This is a genomic window from Streptomyces speibonae (assembly GCF_984686075.1).
Window position 1 is genome coordinate 3,787,702 of the sequence record NZ_OZ480260.1, and the last position, 17,021, is coordinate 3,804,722.

At 71.9% G+C, this 17,021-nt stretch carries 17 protein-coding genes; 9 read left to right on the top strand and 8 right to left on the bottom strand.

Annotated elements, in window-relative coordinates; genetic code table 11:
* The first annotated feature begins 194 nt into the window (after positions 1–194).
* From acs to AC5L3C_RS16975, 5 genes are all read left to right on the top strand, one after another.
* On the top strand, positions 195–2,150 hold the full coding sequence (gene acs, locus AC5L3C_RS16955) for an acetate--CoA ligase (RefSeq protein ID WP_125505064.1): 1,956 nt from the start codon (positions 195–197) through the stop codon (positions 2,148–2,150).
* Positions 2,151–2,321: 171 nt separating this feature from the next.
* Complete coding sequence (gene nhaA / locus AC5L3C_RS16960) at positions 2,322–3,758, top strand: Na+/H+ antiporter NhaA (RefSeq protein WP_493649730.1); 1,437 nt, start codon at positions 2,322–2,324, stop codon at positions 3,756–3,758.
* Between the two features lie 84 nt (positions 3,759–3,842).
* Entirely contained in the window at positions 3,843–4,331 is a 489-nt protein-coding gene (locus AC5L3C_RS16965; RefSeq protein ID WP_125505066.1) for a phage holin family protein, read from the top strand.
* Positions 4,328–5,278 (top strand): alpha/beta fold hydrolase, encoded by a 951-nt coding sequence (locus AC5L3C_RS16970; protein ID WP_125505067.1) that lies wholly within the window; start codon positions 4,328–4,330, stop codon positions 5,276–5,278. The genes AC5L3C_RS16965 and AC5L3C_RS16970 overlap by 4 nt, the downstream gene beginning before the upstream one ends.
* A 139-nt stretch (positions 5,279–5,417) precedes the next feature.
* Complete coding sequence (locus AC5L3C_RS16975) at positions 5,418–5,600, top strand: hypothetical protein (protein WP_125505068.1); 183 nt, start codon at positions 5,418–5,420, stop codon at positions 5,598–5,600.
* A gap of 33 nt (positions 5,601–5,633) precedes the next feature.
* Here the strand turns inward: AC5L3C_RS16975 and AC5L3C_RS16980 are convergent, their stop codons facing one another.
* From AC5L3C_RS16980 to nth, 3 genes are all read right to left on the bottom strand, one after another.
* Positions 5,634–6,833 (bottom strand): MarP family serine protease, encoded by a 1,200-nt coding sequence (locus AC5L3C_RS16980; RefSeq protein ID WP_493649731.1) that lies wholly within the window; start codon positions 6,831–6,833, stop codon positions 5,634–5,636.
* A 45-nt stretch (positions 6,834–6,878) separates the two neighbouring features.
* Positions 6,879–7,574: an NUDIX hydrolase gene (locus AC5L3C_RS16985; RefSeq protein WP_493649732.1), complete on the bottom strand. Its 696-nt coding sequence runs from the start codon at positions 7,572–7,574 to the stop codon at positions 6,879–6,881.
* A gap of 91 nt (positions 7,575–7,665) precedes the next feature.
* Positions 7,666–8,670 (bottom strand): endonuclease III, encoded by a 1,005-nt coding sequence (gene nth / locus AC5L3C_RS16990; protein WP_493653909.1) that lies wholly within the window; start codon positions 8,668–8,670, stop codon positions 7,666–7,668.
* 451 nt (positions 8,671–9,121) lie between these two features.
* Between nth and AC5L3C_RS16995 the strand changes: the two genes are divergently transcribed.
* Both AC5L3C_RS16995 and AC5L3C_RS17000 read left to right on the top strand, forming a co-directional pair.
* The gene (locus AC5L3C_RS16995) at positions 9,122–9,796 is read left to right on the top strand and encodes a Crp/Fnr family transcriptional regulator (protein WP_004928297.1); all 675 of its coding nucleotides are present in this window, start codon (positions 9,122–9,124) and stop codon (positions 9,794–9,796) included.
* A gap of 58 nt (positions 9,797–9,854) precedes the next feature.
* A complete protein-coding gene (locus tag AC5L3C_RS17000) occupies positions 9,855–10,679 on the top strand; it encodes a nucleotidyltransferase (RefSeq protein ID WP_493649733.1) in 825 nt (274 codons plus the stop codon).
* 33 nt (positions 10,680–10,712) lie between these two features.
* On the opposite strand, the gene AC5L3C_RS17005 is transcribed toward AC5L3C_RS17000, so the two are convergent.
* The 4 genes from AC5L3C_RS17005 to sp36 form a co-directional block, all read right to left on the bottom strand.
* Positions 10,713–11,543, bottom strand: coding sequence for an MBL fold metallo-hydrolase (locus AC5L3C_RS17005; protein WP_493649734.1), 831 nt, complete (start codon positions 11,541–11,543; stop codon positions 10,713–10,715).
* Positions 11,540–12,421: an NUDIX hydrolase gene (locus tag AC5L3C_RS17010; RefSeq protein WP_493649735.1), complete on the bottom strand. Its 882-nt coding sequence runs from the start codon at positions 12,419–12,421 to the stop codon at positions 11,540–11,542. The genes AC5L3C_RS17005 and AC5L3C_RS17010 overlap by 4 nt, the downstream gene beginning before the upstream one ends.
* 920 nt (positions 12,422–13,341) lie before the next feature.
* On the bottom strand, positions 13,342–13,809 hold the full coding sequence (locus AC5L3C_RS17015) for a RidA family protein (RefSeq protein ID WP_493649736.1): 468 nt from the start codon (positions 13,807–13,809) through the stop codon (positions 13,342–13,344).
* Positions 13,806–13,967, bottom strand: coding sequence for a Sp36 family protein (gene sp36 / locus AC5L3C_RS17020; protein ID WP_003975360.1), 162 nt, complete (start codon positions 13,965–13,967; stop codon positions 13,806–13,808). Before sp36 ends, AC5L3C_RS17015 begins: the two co-directional genes overlap by 4 nt.
* Positions 13,968–14,141: 174 nt before the next feature.
* Here sp36 and bagA point away from each other — a divergent pair, with 174 nt between their 5' ends.
* Together bagA and bagB are read left to right on the top strand one after the other, a co-directional pair.
* Complete coding sequence (bagA, locus tag AC5L3C_RS17025) at positions 14,142–15,119, top strand: ATPase BagA (protein ID WP_493649737.1); 978 nt, start codon at positions 14,142–14,144, stop codon at positions 15,117–15,119.
* A gap of 133 nt (positions 15,120–15,252) precedes the next feature.
* Positions 15,253–16,641: an ATPase BagB gene (gene bagB / locus AC5L3C_RS17030; protein WP_493649738.1), complete on the top strand. Its 1,389-nt coding sequence runs from the start codon at positions 15,253–15,255 to the stop codon at positions 16,639–16,641.
* 28 nt (positions 16,642–16,669) lie between these two features.
* On the opposite strand, the gene wblA is transcribed toward bagB, so the two are convergent.
* The gene (gene wblA / locus AC5L3C_RS17035) at positions 16,670–17,008 is read right to left on the bottom strand and encodes a transcriptional regulator WblA (RefSeq protein ID WP_493649739.1); all 339 of its coding nucleotides are present in this window, start codon (positions 17,006–17,008) and stop codon (positions 16,670–16,672) included.
* Between the last annotated feature and the right edge of the window lie 13 nt (positions 17,009–17,021).

The window sequence follows — 17,021 nt, forward strand, 5'->3', positions numbered from 1 at the left end:
CACGTCCCGATGTGAGAGGCGTTACACCCCTTGAACCGGCTTGCTCCGGGGCCCGTGGGAAGGGGTGTCGTACAGCGCACCACTCGGCACCCGACAGGTCTAAACCAATTTGCCGTCGGCCCTTGTCAGCGCACCCCCGGGTCTGATGAGGTGTGGCCTGGGACACAACGGACACCCTGGGAAAGGCAGATGCCGTGAGCAATGAAAGCCTGGCCAACCTTCTGAAGGAGGAGCGTCGCTTCACTCCCCCCGCCGACCTGGCCGCGAACGCCAACGTCACGGCGGAGGCGTATGAACAGGCCAAGGCTGACAGGCTCGGCTTCTGGGCCGAGCAGGCCCGCCGGCTGACCTGGGCCACCGAGCCCACCGAGACACTCGACTGGTCGAACCCCCCGTTCGCCAAGTGGTTCAAGGACGGCGAGCTCAACGTCGCCTACAACTGCGTGGACCGCCATGTGGAGGCCGGCCACGGCGACCGGGTCGCGATCCACTTCGAGGGCGAGCCCGGCGACAGCCGCGCCCTGACCTACGCCCAGCTCAAGGACGAGGTCTCCAAGGCCGCCAACGCCCTGCTGGAGCTGGGCGTGCGGAAGGGCGACCGGGTCGCCGTCTACATGCCGATGATCCCCGAGACCGCCATCGCGATGCTGGCCTGCGCCCGCATCGGCGCCGCGCACTCCGTGGTCTTCGGCGGCTTCTCCGCCGACGCGCTGGCCACCCGCATCCAGGACGCCGACGCACGTGTCGTCATCACCGCCGACGGCGGCTACCGGCGCGGCAAGCCCTCCGCGCTCAAGCCCGCCGTGGACGAGGCGGTCGGGCGCGTGGACAACGTGGAGCACGTCCTGGTGGTCCGCCGCACCGGCCAGGACGTCGCCTTCACCGAGGGCCGGGACGTGTGGTGGCACGACCTGGTCGACCGCCAGAGCACCGACCACACCCCGCAGGCGTTCGAGGCCGAGCACCCCCTGTTCATCCTCTACACCTCGGGCACCACGGGGAAGCCGAAGGGCATCCTGCACACCTCCGGCGGCTTCCTCACCCAGGTCGCCTACACCCACTGGTCCGTCTTCGACCTCAAGCCCGAGACCGACGTGTACTGGTGCACCGCCGACGTCGGCTGGGTCACCGGCCACTCCTACATCGTCTACGGCCCTCTCGCCAACGGCGCCACCCAGGTCATGTACGAAGGCACCCCGGACACCCCGCACCAGGGCCGCTTCTGGGAGATCGTGCAGAAGTACGGCGTGAGCATCCTCTACACCGCGCCCACCGCGATCCGCACGTTCATGAAGTGGGGCGACGACATCCCCGCCAAGTTCGACCTGTCGTCCCTGCGCGTCCTGGGCTCGGTCGGCGAACCGATCAACCCCGAGGCATGGATCTGGTACCGCAAGAACATCGGCGGCGACCGCACCCCCGTGGTGGACACCTGGTGGCAGACCGAGACCGGCGGCATCATGATCTCCCCGCTGCCCGGCGTCACCGACGCCAAGCCCGGCTCCGCCCAGACCCCGCTGCCCGGCATCGCCGCGACCGTCGTCGACGACGAGGCCCGCGAGGTGCCCGACGGCGGGGGCGGCTACCTGGTCCTCACCGAGCCCTGGCCGTCGATGCTGCGCACCATCTGGGGCGACGACCAGCGCTTCATCGACACCTACTGGACCCGCTTCGAGGGCAAGTACTTCGCCGGGGACGGTGCCAAGAAGGACGACGACGGCGACATCTGGCTGCTGGGCCGGGTCGACGACGTGATGCTGGTCTCCGGCCACAACATCTCCACCACCGAGGTCGAGTCCGCGCTGGTCGCCCACCCCTCGGTCGCCGAGGCGGCCGTGGTCGGCGCCACGGACGAGACCACCGGCCAGGCCATCGTCGCCTTCGTCATCCTGCGCGGCACGGCCGCCGAGACCGAGGACCTCGTCGGCGAGCTGCGCAACCACGTCGGCGCCACCCTCGGCCCGATCGCCAAGCCCAAGCGGATCCTGCCGGTGGCCGAGCTGCCCAAGACCCGCTCCGGCAAGATCATGCGGCGTCTCCTGCGCGACGTCGCCGAGAACCGCCAGCTGGGTGACGTCACCACCCTGACCGACTCCACCGTCATGGATCTCATCCAGGCCAAGCTCCCCCAGGCGCCCAGCGAGGACTGATCGGGCACCGCCGCGGAGCACGTCCGGGCGCCCCACCACTGGTGGGGCGCCCGTGGGCGCTCCTGTGCGCTTCGGGTACGTTGGCTAAACTGAGCAAAAAGCTGTCTCATGGGGCGCCGGGAAGTCTGGTCGGCACGCGATTCGTGCTACCCGTCGACCAGAGGAACGCCTGTGACCCCACCCCGCACGCCCACCCCCCGCAAGGCCTTCGGGTACCTGTCGTTGCCCGAGCGTTCCTATGTGACGGACGCGCTGCGCACCGAGACCGTCGGCGGCGTCCTCCTACTGCTGGCCGCCGTCGGCGCGCTGATCTGGGCGAACATACCCGCACTGCATGACAGCTACGAGAGCGTCAGCCACTTCCACTTCGGCCCCGAGGCCCTCGGGCTGAACCTGTCGGTGGCGCACTGGGCCGCCGACGGACTCCTCGCGATCTTCTTCTTCGTCGCGGGCGTCGAACTCAAACGCGAACTCGTCGCCGGTGACCTGCGCGATCCCAAGGCCGCCATGCTCCCGGTGGTCGCCGCCCTCTGCGGCATGGCGGCACCGGCGATCGTCTACACGATCACCAGCAGCGCGGGGGGCGGCTCCCTCGCCGGCTGGGCCGTGCCCACCGCCACCGACATCGCCTTCGCACTCGCCGTGCTCGCCGTGATCGGCACCTCCCTGCCGAGCGCGCTGCGTGCCTTCCTGCTCACCCTCGCCGTCGTCGACGACCTGTTCGCGATCCTGATCATCGCGGTCTTCTTCACCGACCAGCTGAACTTCGCGGCGCTCGGCGGCGCAGCAGCGGGCCTGGCCCTCTTCTGGCTGCTGCTGCGCAAGGGCATCCGCGGCTGGTACGTGTACGTGCCGCTGGCCCTGGTCGTGTGGGCGCTGATGTACAACAGCGGCATCCACGCCACCATCGCTGGTGTGGCCATGGGTCTGATGCTGCGCTGCCACCGTCACGAGGGCGAGGACCAGTCCCCGGGCGAGCACATCGAGCACCTCGTGCGGCCGCTCTCCGCGGGCCTCGCGGTCCCGCTGTTCGCGCTGTTCAGCGCGGGTGTGGCGGTATCCGGCAGCGCCCTGGCGGACGTGTTCACCCAGCCCGAGACGCTCGGTGTGGTCCTCGGGCTCGTCCTCGGCAAGATGCTGGGCATCTTCGGCGGCACCTGGCTGACGGCACGCTTCACCAAGGCGTCGCTCAGCGACGATCTGGCCTGGGCGGACGTGTTCGCCGTGGCGACCCTCGCCGGCATCGGCTTCACCGTCTCGCTGCTCATCGGTGAGCTCGCCTTCGACGGCGACGCGTCGATGACGGACAGCGTGAAGGCGGCCGTACTGACCGGCTCGCTGATCGCCACCGCCCTCGCGGCCGTCCTGCTGAAGATGCGCAACGCCAAGTACCGCAGGCTGATCGAGGAGGAGGAGCGCGACGACGACCTGAGCGGTGTCCCGGACGTCTACGAACAGGACGACCCGGCGTACCACCTGCGCATGGCGGAGATCCTCGAGCGCAAGGCCGCCGAGCACCGGCGTCTCGCCCGGGAGAAGGCCGCCGCGCGAGACGCGCTTGCCGAAGTGTCGAGCGGGGCAAGCGATCAGGACCACGGTCCGGCATGATCTGACGAGACGGTACAAAAGACGGACACCGTACGCGCAGTCATGAGGACGTCCGCAGGACGTACGCAGAAGAGGGAGACCGCGATGAGCGCACCCGACGGCAGCCCGGTCGGCGCCGAACGCAGCATCGGCCAGCTGTTCGCCTCGGCGACGGCTGACATGTCGGCGCTGGTGCACGACGAGATCGCGCTGGCGAAGGCGCAGCTCAAGCAGGACGTCAAGCGGGGCGCCACCAGCGGCGGCGCGTTCACGGCGGCCGGCCTGCTGCTGCTGTTCTCCCTGCCGATGCTGAACTTCGCCCTCGCCTACGGCATCCGCACCTGGAGCGACTGGAACCTCGCGCTCTGCTTCCTGCTGTCCTTCGCCGCGAACGTGCTGGTCGCCGTCGTCCTCGCGCTCATCGGCACCGTCTTCGCCAAGAAGGCGAAGAAGAGCCGCGGTCCGCAGAAGGTCGCCGCCTCGGTGAAGGAGACGGCCGGCGTGCTGCAGAAGGCCAAGCCGCATCCGCGTCCCGCGCTGCCGCAGGAGCCGGCCCCCCAGGCCATCGAGGCTGTGGCACGCTCGTCCTCATGACGGACCCCGCCACTCCTCCGGCGCAACCCGCTTCGGTCGTACGCCTCGACATCCCCGGCGGCACCGGGCTCACCCACCGGGACGTCGCCGCCAACGGCGCCCGCTTCCACATCGCGGAACTGGGTGACGGCCCCCTGGTGCTGCTGCTGCACGGCTTCCCGCAGTTCTGGTGGACCTGGCGGCACCAGCTGACGGCACTCGCCGACGCCGGCTTCCGGGCCGTCGCCATGGACCTCAGGGGGGTCGGCGGCAGCGACCGCACACCGCGCGGTTACGACCCCGCCAACCTCGCCCTGGACATCACCGGGGTGATCCGTTCCCTGGGCGAGCCGGACGCCGCGCTGGTCGGCCACGACCTGGGCGGATATCTGGCCTGGACGGCGGCGGCGATGCGCCCCAAGCTCGTACGGCGGCTGGCGGTGGCGTCCATGCCGCATCCCCGGCGCTGGCGGGCGGCGATGGTCTCCGACGCCAGGCAGTCGGCCGCCATGTCCCACATCTGGGGGTTCCAGCGGCCCTGGATCCCGGAGCGGCAGCTCACCGCGGACGACGGCGCGCTGGTGGCGAAGCTCATCCAGGACTGGTCGGGCCCGCACGTACCGGACGAGAAGGCGCTGGAGAACTACCGGCGCGCCATGTGCGTCCCGTCCACGGCGCACTGCTCGATCGAGCCGTACCGCTGGATGGTGCGCTCCCTGGCCCGTCCGGACGGCATCCAGTTCAACCGGCGGATGAAGCGGCCGGTGCGGGTGCCGACGCTGCATCTGCACGGCTCGCTGGACCCCGTGATGCGCACGCGCAGCGCCGCGGGCTCGGGACAGTACGTCGAAGCGCCGTACCGCTGGCGGCTGTTCGACGGGCTGGGGCACTTTCCGCACGAAGAGGACCCGGTCAGTTTCTCGACCGAACTGATCAACTGGCTGAAGGATCCCGAGCCCGATCGGTAACCGGGCGAACGCTGTCGGTGCCGGTCCCGGCACTCACCCCCTGAACGCTTGTCCGACGAACGCCAATTGCCCGACGCATAGGCCAATTGGCGGCCCGCGGGGCGGTTATCGACCATGGGCCAGGGGCACAGGTCGGGGTATGGGCTGGACGCACGACTACAGTGACGCACGCCGCAATCGCCGCTCGGCGGGCGGTGTGAGCTCCCACCAGCGAGGCGGTGCACCACAGATGGCGACCACGGACCTCAGGGTGGGAATTCCGCGCATCCTCCGCCGCCGGGCCCGCTGGGTCTCGGTCCGGCTGCGCCACCCGCGCGGCTGACGGTCCGTACGCCCGCTCGCGGGACACAGAGGGCTACAGCGCGCAGCTGTCGCTGTCCACCGCCTGATTGGCCCTGCGGCCCTTGGCGATGTCCTCCCGGATCTCGTCCACGGTGAGCGCGTAACCCGTCTCGGCGTCGTCGAGCGACTTCGCGAACACCACGCCGTAGACCTCGCCCTCCGGGGTGAGCAGCGGGCCGCCCGAGTTCCCCTGACGGACCGTCGCGAAGAGCGAGTACACGTCACGGCGGACCGTGCCGCGGTGGTAGATGTCGGGGCCGTTCGCCGTGATGCGTCCCCGCAGGCGCGCCGCGCGGACGTCGTACGCCCCGTTCTCCGGGAAGCCGGCGACGATGGCGCTGTCACCGCTGCTCGCGTCCTCGTCCGAGAACCGCAGCGCGGGCGCCCTCAGGTCGGGCACGTCGAGGACGGCGATGTCGCGCTCCCAGTCGTAAAGGACGACGGTGGCGTCGTACTTCCTGCCCTCGCCGCCTATCTGCACGGTCGGTTCGTCGACGCCGCCCACGACATGCGCGTTGGTCATGACGCGGCGCTCGCCGAAGACGAAGCCGGTGCCCTCCAGGACCTTGCCGCAACTCGGCGCGGTGCCCATCACCTTGACGATGGAACGCTGCGCGCGGAGCGCGACCGGGCTGCCCGCCAGGGCCGGGTCCGGGGGCCGGACCTCGGTGATCGGCTCGTTGGCGAACGGGCTGAAGACCTGCGGGAAGCCGTTCTGCGCGAGGACGGAGGAGAAGTCCTGGAACCAGGTGTCCGCCTCGTCGGGCAGCGCGCGCGAGACCCCGAGCAGCACCTTGGAGCTGCGGACCTCCTTGCCGAGCGTCGGCAGCGTCGTGCCGGCCAGGGCGGCTCCAATCAGCCAGGCGACCAGCAGCATCGCGACCACGTTGACCAGGGCACCGCCCGTGGCGTCCAGCGCGCGGGCCGGCGACCAGGTGATGTAGCGGCGCAGCTTGTTGCCGAGATGAGTGGTCAGGGCCTGGCCGACGGAGGCGCAGACTATGACCACGATGACGGCGACGACGGCCGCCGTCGTACCGACCTCGGCGCCGTCCGTCGTGGCGTCCCAGACGACGGGCAGCAGGTAGACGGCGGCGAGCCCCCCGCCCAGGAAGCCGATCACCGACAGGATGCCGACGACGAAACCCTGCCGGTAGCCGACGACGGCGAACCACACGGCGGCGACCAGCAACAGAATGTCCAGCACGTTCACCGCTTCACGCCCCGCCTCGTCGTACCCAGCACGGCGCCCACCCTGTCACGAGCGCCAGTCCAGCGGGACCTGCTTGGTGCGATCCCAGGGGCGCTCCCACCCGGCGAAATGCAGCAGCCGGTCGATGACGCCCGCGGTGAACCCCCACACAAGGGCGGATTCGACCAGGAATGCCGGGCCCTGGTACCCGCTCGGGTGAACCGTGGTCGCCCGGTTGTCGGGGTGCGTGAGGTCCGCCACGGGGACCGTGAACACCCGCGCGGTCTCGTTCGGGTCGACGACCCCCACCGGCGTGCGCATGCGCCACCAGCCCAGCACGGGGGTGACGACGAAACCGCTGACCGGGATGTAGAGCTTCGGCAGTACGCCGAAGAGCTGGACGCCGGACGGATCGAGTCCGGTCTCCTCCCGGGCCTCGCGGAGTGCGGCGTGCAGCGGTCCGTCGCCCAGCGGGTCGCCGTCCTCGGGGTCGAGGGCGCCGCCCGGGAAGGACGGCTGCCCCGCGTGCGAGCGCAGCGAGCTCGCCCGCTCCATGAGCAGCAGCTCTGGGCCGCGCTCGCCGTCACCGAAGAGGATGAGGACGGCGGACTGGCGCCCCGCGCCGTTCTCCGGGGGCAGGAAACGGCTCAGCTGGCGCGGCGCGACCGTCTCCGCCGCGCGGGCCACCGGATCCAGCCAGGAGGGCAGCCCCTCCCGGCTGAGCGTCACCCGGCCGCCCTGGGTACCGCTCGTGCGCGTCATCGCCACCCCTGTCGTCCGGCCGCCTCCCACGGGTCCAACGCCCGGCGGCCCCGAGATCGTTCCGCGGGCCGCCGTGGCGCGGTCCGCTCCGTCATCCGGCCCCCAGCGGCGGGGCGGGCTTGCCGCCGGCGTCCAGATAGGCCTGCGGGGGCTTCAGCCGCTGCCCCGGAAGGTCGGCCTTCTCGTACTTGAGCAGCTTCTTCGCCTTCTCGGGGTCCGTCTCGCCCTCCCCGTACGCCGGGCAGAGCGGCGCGATGGGGCAGGCGCCGCAGGCGGGCTTGCGGGCGTGACAGATACGGCGGCCGTGCCAGATCACGTGGTGGGACAGGTCGGTCCACTCGCTCTTGGGGAACAGCGCGCCGACCGCCGCCTCGATCTTGTCGGGGTCGGTCTCCTCGGTCCACTGCCAGCGCCGTACGAGCCGCTGGAAGTGCGTGTCCACGGTGATACCGGGGCGGCCGAAGGCGTTGCCCAGGACGACGAAGGCGGTCTTGCGGCCCACGCCGGGCAGCTTGACGAGGTCCTCGAGCCGGCCGGGCACCTCGCCGCCGAAGTCCTCGGCGAGCGCCTTCGACAGCCCTATCACCGACTTGGTCTTGGCCCGGAAGAAGCCGGTGGGACGCAGGATCTCCTCCACCTCCTCGGGGTTGGCGGCGGCCAGATCCTCGGGGGTGGGGTACTTGGCGAAGAGGGCGGGGGTGGTCTGGTTGACGCGCAGGTCGGTGGTCTGGGCCGACAGCACGGTGGCGACCAGGAGCTGGAAGGGGTTCTCGAAGTCCAGCTCCGGGTGGGCGTAGGGGTACACCTCGGCCAGCTCGCGGTTGATCCGGCGCGCCCGCCGGACCAGCGCGGTACGTGACTCCTGTCCGGCGGGCCTGACGACGGTCTTCGCGGGAGCGGCCCGCACGGCGGCGGCCGCCTTCTTGGGAGCGATGACCTGCTTCTTGGGGGGTGGGGCCTTCTTGACGGGAGGCTTCTTGGCAGCGGCCTCCGCCGTGGCGGCCCTCTTGGCGGGGGCGGCCTTCTTGGCGGCGGCCTTCTTGGCGGCGGCCTTCTTGGTCACGGCCTTCTTGGTCACGGCCTTCTTGGCAGTCACCTTCTTGGCCGAACCGGCCTGCTTCGCGGCACCGGCCTGCTTCGCGGCACCGGCCCGCTTCTCCGGTGTCGCGCCCGTGCCGGCCGAACCGCCCTCACCGGCGGCGGCCTTCTTCGACGGCGACCTCTTTGTCGTTTTCGCCGTCTCCTTACCGCCATCGGAGCCCTGTTCGCCCACAGCGGAATCGCGACGTACTGCCACCCGTGCAGCCCCCTCGGCCTGTGCTCTCACCGGCGTTTTGGACACCCGGCCAGCCTACGACCCGGCACCGACATCCGCCCCGGCCCCCGAGGACCGGCGTCCAATTGGACCCCTGCCGCTTACCCCGACCGGCCCGTACGGCATCCTTGTGACAGATCACACTGTTTGGACCGTCCGGCAAAATGGGCACCACGGTCCCCTGGTACGTGGGGAGCAAGATCCCCTGAGCAGGCCGACAAGGAGAGAACTCGTGGACGACGTTCTGCGGCGGAACCCGCTTTTCGCGGCGCTCGATGACGAGCAGGCCGCGGAGCTTCGCGCCTCCATGAGCGAGGTGACCCTGGCACGGGGCGACTCCCTGTTCCACGAGGGCGACCCCGGTGACCGCCTGTACGTGGTCACCGAGGGCAAGGTGAAGCTGCACCGCACGTCCCCCGACGGCCGGGAGAACATGCTCGCCGTGGTCGGTCCGGGCGAGCTGATCGGTGAGCTGTCGCTCTTCGACCCCGGCCCGCGCACCGCGACGGCCACGGCGCTGACCGAGGTCAAGCTGCTCGCCCTCGGTCACGGCGACCTGACGCCCTGGCTGAGCGCCCGCCCCGAGGTCGCCACCGCGCTGCTGCGGGCCGTGGCCCGCCGGCTGCGCAAGACCAACGACGCCATGTCGGACCTGGTCTTCTCGGACGTCCCGGGCCGTGTCGCCCGCGCCCTGCTCGACCTCTCCCGGCGCTTCGGCGTGCAGTCCGAGGAGGGCATCCACGTGGTGCACGACCTCACGCAGGAAGAGCTGGCCCAGCTGGTCGGCGCCTCCCGCGAGACGGTCAACAAGGCGCTGGCGGACTTCGCCCAGCGCGGCTGGCTCCGTCTGGAGGCCCGCGCGGTGATCCTCCTGGACGTCGAGCGCCTCGCGAAGCGCTCCCGCTGACACCGACGACACGGAAACGGACTGCGCCGGACGTCTCCCGCGCGGCAGAGTGATCCGCATGGCCGAAGCCGCCGGACACCGCCCCGGACTGGACGCACACGGGTACCTCACGCGCGAGGGCTCCCTCGCGCGGGTGCCGCACGCCTTCCGCCCGGTCGTCGCCGCCGCGCGGGAGCGGCTGGCCGCCGCCTTCGGACCCCGGCTGAACGGCGCGTACCTCTACGGCTCCGTCCCGCGCGGCACCGCACGCGTGGGCCGCAGCGACCTCGACCTGCTGGTCGCGCTGCACGGCGAGCCGACCGCAGGCGACCACCACGCCGCCCGCGTCCTGGAGGAGCGGCTGGACCGCGGGTTCCGCGAGATCGACGGCGTAGGCACGCTGCTGTTCAGCCGCGAGCGGCTGCTGAGCGAGCTGGAACGGCACGACCTGGGGTGGTTCGTGTCCTGCCTGTGCACACCCCTGTCCGGCGAGGATCTCGCCCCCGTCCTGCCGCGCTACCGGCCCGACTCGCTGCTCGCCCGCGAGACCAACGGTGACCTGGCGCTGCTGCTCCCCCGCTGGCGGGAGCGGATCGCCGGGGCCGCCGGCACGGAGGAGGCCAGGCGGCCGCTGGTGCGCTTCATGTCCCGGCACCTCGTACGGACCGGTTTCACCCTGGTCATGCCGCGGTGGAACGGCTGGACCAGCGATCTGACGGAGATGGCGGCGGCGTTCGGCGCGTACTACCCGCAGCGGGCGGCGCAGATGCGGGCCGCCGCCGTCCTCGGTCACGAGCCGGCCGGTGACGCCGGGATCCTCGCCTCGTACGTCGACGACCTCGGCCCCTGGCTCGCCGAGGAGTACGCGCGCGTGCACGGCGTGAAGGCGCCGCGCCCCGCGTGACGGACGTCCGGGGCGACCGGGCGTCCACGGGCCCTAGATGAGACCGTGCTCCCGCAGATACTCCAACTGGGCGCGCACGGACAGCTCCGCGGCGGGCCACAGGGAGCGGTCGACGTCGGCGTAGACATGGGCGACGACCTCGGACGGCGTGCGATGGCCGTCCTCGACGGCCGTCTCGACCTGGGCCAGGCGGTGGGCGCGATGGGCGAGGTAGTACTCCACGGCGCCCTGTGCGTCGTCCAGAACGGGACCGTGGCCCGGCAGGACCGTGTGGACGCCGTCGTCGACCGTGAGCGACCTGAGCCGGCGCAGCGTGTCCAGGTAGTCGCCCAGGCGGCCGTCGGGATGGGCCACGACGGTCGTACCGCGCCCCAGGATGGTGTCGCCCGTGAGGATCGCCCGGTCGGCCGGGAGATGGAAGCACAGGGAGTCGGCGGTGTGGCCGGGCGTCGGTACGACCCTGAGCTCCAGGCCTCCGACGGTGACGACGTTCCCGGCGGCCAGCCCTTCGTCCCCGACCCGCAGCGCCGGGTCCAGTGCCCGCACCCTGGTGCCGGTCAGCTCGGCGAACCGGGCGGCGCCCTCGGCGTGATCGGGGTGACCGTGCGTCAGGAGGGTGAGGGCCACGCGCTTGCCGGCCTGTTCCGCCGTGCCGACGACATGCCGCAGATGCCCGTCGTCCAGCGGGCCGGGGTCGACCACGACGGCCAGGTCGGAGTCCGGTTCCGACAGGATCCAGGTGTTGGTGCCGTCCAGGGTCATCGGCGAGGCGTTCGGGGCGAGCACGTTGACGGCACGCGCGGTGGCGGGGCCGGAGAGGACACCGCCCCGTGGCTGGCCGGGCAGGGTGCTTGCGTCCGTCATACGGTGGCTCCCCCGGTCGGGATGTGCTGGGTGAACTCGTCGTGTCCAGGCCAGGAGAGCACGATCTGACCCTCCACCAGACGCGCGGTGGCCAGCACCGGCGTGAGATCCCGCGCGGGAGCCGCGTCGAGCGCCTCCGCGGCGGTGGCGTACACCGTGAGCTGACGGAGGGTGGCGATGGTCGGGGGCATCATCAGCAGCTCGCCCCGGTCGTAGGCGGCGGACGCCGCGCGGGGGGTGATCCACACCGTGCGGTCGGCCTCCGTGGAGGCGTTGCGGGTGCGCTGGCCCCGCGGGAGCTCGGCGACGAAGAACCACGTGTCGTAGCGGCGGGGCTCGAACTCGGGGGTGATCCAGCGGGTCCAGGCGCCGAGCAGGTCGGAGCGCAGGACCAGTCCGCGGCGGTCCAGGAACTCCGCGAAGGACGTCTCCCGCGCGACGAGCGCGGAACGGTCCGCCTCCCAGTCGTCGCCGGTGGCGTCACCGACCACACCGTCCGGGGTGGGCCCGGCGAGCAGCACCCCGGCCTCCTCGTACGTCTCCCGTACGGCCGCGCAGACGATGGCCTGCGCCCCCGCCTCGTCCACACCGAGCCGGTCCGCCCACCACGCGCGCGAGGGGCCCGCCCAGCGGACGTGCAGGTCGTCGTCGCGCGGGTCGACGCCGCCGCCGGGGTAGGCGTAGGCGCCGCCCGCGAAGGCCATGGACGTACGCCGGCGCAGCATGTGCACGGCGGGTCCGCCGCCGGTGTCCTTCAGCAGCATGACGGTGGCCGCGCGCTTCGGCGTGACGGGCGTGAGGCCGCCGCCCGCGAGCGCCCGGATCCGCTCCGGCCACTCCGGGGGGTACCACTGACCGTCCGCCCGCGCATTCACCATGGCCGGAGGCTAACCCGAGACGCCCGGATGTTCGAGTGCCCACCGCGACGACGGGGGACCACGGCGATTGCCACCCCGGGTGGCCGCGCCCCGTCCGACGGCATCCGGACCCGACGGCCGCAATGACCGAGGGGCACCACAGGCGAGACGCACGCCCACGACAACGCCGACCGGACCCGACGCCCGCCCGCCTCCACGACCGGCGACGCCACCCCTACGGCGACGAACCCACGCGGTTCGCGCCCGGACCGCGACTCCACGGCGCCGCCGACAACTGGTCGGGCCCCGGCCCGCCTCGGCAGCCGGAAGAGCGGCCACGGGGGAACCACAGCCCTTGCGGGCACCGGCGCCCGTGCACCCCCCGGAAGATGTGGGCCGTGCCCGAGTCGCCTCGCGTCCTCCCGGACGGCGAACGGGCCCAACCCGCCTCCGGCGTGGGGCGGGCACCGGAGCCGCGGAAGACACCGCCGCCCGTCACGTCCCCGGAAGCCGCAGGGCGCACCGGAACGTGCGACCGAGGGGCCGCCACAGGCCAGACGCACACCGGCGACGACGCCCACGCGGCAGCGCCCCCACAGGCGTCGAGCGGGCGGCCAGGACAGAGGCCACCGCGACGTCAGGGCCGCTGAAGACACCGCCGATGACCACCCGCCTCCACGGCGCGACACCGCATACGGCGCATACGGCGCATACGGCGCATACGGCAAGCAACGGACCCGCGCGCGGTTCACGCGCGAACCGCGGCTTCGCGGCGGCGGGGCCACAGCTGAACCGCGACCGTCGGAGACGGCAGCCCATACGCAGCCCCGGGCGGCGTGCAGCACGCACGCGCGACGCGGTGCCGACGACATGCCGCCCCGGCACCGGCATGCGGCCCTATTCCCGCGGCGGCGGTGTCGCCCCCCGCGCGGCGCCCCGGGTTACGCCTCCGTGAGCTCCACCTGGATTTCGACCTCCACCGGGGCGTCCAGGGGCAGTACCGCGACGCCCACCGCGCTGCGGGCGTGGACGCCCCTGTCGCCCAGGACCTCGCCGAGCAGCTCGCTCGCGCCGTTGATGACGCCCGGCTGGCCCGTGAAGTCCGGGGCCGAGGCCACGAAGCCCACGACCTTCACCACGCGCGCCACCCGGTCCAGGTCCCCGGCGACGGACTTGACCGCGGCGAGGGCGTTCAGCGCGCAGGTACGCGCCAGTTCCTTCGCCTCCTCGGGGGTGATCTCCCCGCCGACCTTGCCCGTCGTCGGCAGCTTGCCGTCCACCATGGGCAGCTGACCGGACGTGTAGACGTACGGTCCCGACCGCACGGCCGGCTGGTACGCGGCCAGCGGAGGCACCACCTCCGGCAGCCGCAGCCCCAGCTCGGCCAGCTTCGCCTCGACGGCGCTCATGCCTGCTTCTCGCGCTTCAGGTAGGCCACCAGCTGCTCCGGGTTGTTCGGCCCGGGCACGACCTGGACGAGCTCCCAGCCGTCCTCGCCCCAGGTGTCCAGAATCTGCTTCGTCGCGTGGACGAGAAGCGGCACAGTCGCGTATTCCCACTTGGTCATGCGGCCGACTCTAGCCGCTGCCGCAGCAGGTCCCGCGGCCCCCGCCCACCCCGTGTGCCCGCGCCCCGCGCGAAGCGCGATGGCCGCGGTGTCAGCCCACCGCGCGGGGCGCGGGGCCCGCGAACGGCCACCCGGAGCCGCCGGGCCGCGCGGCGAGCATTTAGGCTCGAAGGCGTGAGCAGGCTCCAGGTCGTCAGCGGCAAGGGCGGAACCGGCAAGACCACGGTTGCCGCGGCCCTAGCGCTGGCTCTGGCCAAGGAGGGGAAGCGGACGCTTCTCGTCGAGGTCGAGGGCCGGCAGGGCATCGCACAGCTCTTCGAGACGGAGGCGCTTCCGTACGAGGAACGGAAGATCGCCGTCGCACCGGGCGGCGGCGAGGTGTACGCCCTCGCCATCGACCCCGAACTGGCGCTTCTGGACTACCTCCAGATGTTCTACAAACTGGGCAGCGCCGGCCGGGCCCTGAGAAAGCTCGGCGCGATCGACTTCGCCACCACCATCGCCCCCGGCGTCCGTGACGTCCTGCTGACCGGCAAGGCGTGCGAGGCGGTCCGGCGCAAGGACAGGAACGGCCGGTTCGTCTACGACTACGTCGTCATGGACGCCCCGCCGACCGGCCGCATCACCCGCTTCCTCAACGTCAACGACGAGGTCGCCGGTCTCGCCAAGATCGGACCGATACACAACCAGGCGCAGGCGGTCATGCGGGTGCTGAAGTCACCGGAGACGGCCGTGCACCTGGTCACACTGCTGGAGGAGATGCCGGTCCAGGAGACCGCGGACGGCATCGCGGAACTGCGCGCGGCACGGCTGCCGGTGGGCAGGGTCATCGTGAACATGGTGCGGCCGCAGGTGCTGGACGCCGACGCCCTGGAACTCGTGGCGACGGTCCCTCGTTCCTCTGTCGCGCGGGCGCTGTCGTCCGCCGGCCTCGGCGGCGCGCGGCGCGGCGGACACGCCGAGCGTCTGGTGGAGCCGCTGCTCGCGCAGGCGGCGGAGTACGCCGAGCGGTACGCGCTGGAGACGGAGCAGCGCGCCGTGCTGGCGGATCTGGACGTGCCGTTGCACGAACTGCCGCTGCTCGCGGAGGGCATGGATCTGGCGGGTCTGTACGCGCTGGCCCGGCAGCTGCGCGAACAGGACGTGTCATGACCGCCCGCACCAGCACGGCCCGGCCGCCCCGGTCATCGCGGAACGGCCGTCACCTCCGTCACCGCCACCGCCGTACCGGCCCCGTCACGGGCCGGCAGCACCGGGATCGGAAGCACCGGAAGCAGGGGATGCCATGAGCCGTCGTCCGGAACCGGCGGGGACCCAGGACCCGGCCCGTCACCACCTCTCCCCCACCCGCACGCTCGACATCGACCCGCTGATCGAAGACCCGGACACCCGGATCGTGGTGTGCTGCGGCTCGGGCGGCGTCGGCAAGACGACCACCGCGGCTGCGCTGGGCCTGCGCGCGGCCGAGCGGGGGCGCAAGGTGGTCGTGCTGACCATCGACCCGGCGCGCCGGCTCGCCCAGTCCATGGGGATCGACTCGCTCAACAACACCCCGCGCCGCGTCAAGGGCATCGACGACTCCGCGGGCGGCGAACTGCACGCGATGATGCTCGACATGAAGCGCACCTTCGACGAGATCGTCGAGGCGCACGCGGACGCCGAGCGGGCCGCCGCGATCCTGGGCAATCCCTTCTACCAGTCGCTCTCGGCGGGCTTCGCGGGCACGCAGGAGTACATGGCGATGGAGAAGCTGGGGCAGCTGCGGTCCCGGGACGAGTGGGACCTCATCGTGGTCGACACGCCGCCCTCGCGCTCCGCGCTGGACTTCCTGGACGCGCCCAAGCGGCTCGGGTCCTTCCTGGACGGCAAGCTCATCCGCGTCCTGCTGGCCCCGGCGAAGGTGGGCGGCCGCGCGGGGATGAAGTTCCTGAACGTCGGCATGTCGATGATGACCGGCGCGCTGGGCAAGGTGCTCGGCGGTCAGCTGCTGAGGGACGTGCAGACGTTCGTGGCCGCGATGGACTCGATGTTCGGCGGGTTCCGTACGCGCGCGGACGCCACGTACAAGCTGCTCCAGGCGCCCGGCACGGCGTTCCTGGTGGTGGCGGCCCCGGAGCGGGACGCGCTGCGCGAGGCCGCGTACTTCGTGGAGCGGCTGGCGGCGGAGGACATGCCGCTGGCCGGTCTGGTGCTCAACCGGGTCCATGGCAGCGGCGCGGACCGGCTCTCGGCGGAGCGGGCGCTCGCCGCCGCGGAAAATCTTGAGGACCCCCGCATTGTGGATCAGGAGGACGGGAAAGCTGGACTTCGTAACTCTCCCGACACGTACGACAGTTCAGAATCTCCCGCGGCTTCGGACGTTCCCGACGGAGGCTCCCCCGCCACCACGGACGTCGACTCCCCGGACGGGAACACGGCCCCGGACGCGGATTCGGATGCCGGCGCGGAGCGGCCCGTCGAGCGGCTCACCGCGGGCCTGCTGAGGCTGCATGCCGAGCGGATGCGGCTGCTCTCCCGCGAGCAGCGCACGCGCGACCGCTTCCTCGCGCTCCACCCCGAGGTGGCGGTGACCGAGGTGGCCGCGCTGCCCGGCGATGTGCACGACCTCACAGGGCTGCGGGACATCGGCGACCGGCTCGCGGCCGACCGGCCGGAGCTGCCCGTCACACCGTAGGCCCGGAGAACCCCCGCGCGAGGGGTCCTCAGCCGACCGCGGCGAAGTTCTCGTACACCTCGTCGTCGTTGAGGGGGACCATGCCCGTCCCCCGCTCGTACTCCGTGCGCGCGGTCTCCAGCAGCCTGCGCCAGGAGGTCACGGTCGGCCGCCGGCGCAGCAGTGCGCGGCGCTCTCGCTCCGTCATGCCTCCCCACACGCCGAACTCGACGCGGTTGTCCAGCGCGTCGGCCAGGCACTCCGTACGCACCGGGCATCCGGTGCACACCGCCTTGGCCCTGTTCTGCGCTGCTCCCTGCACGAACAGTTCATCCGGATCGGTAGTGCGGCAGGCAGCCTGCGCACTCCAGTCGGTAACCCAGCCCATACCGGCGCCGTCC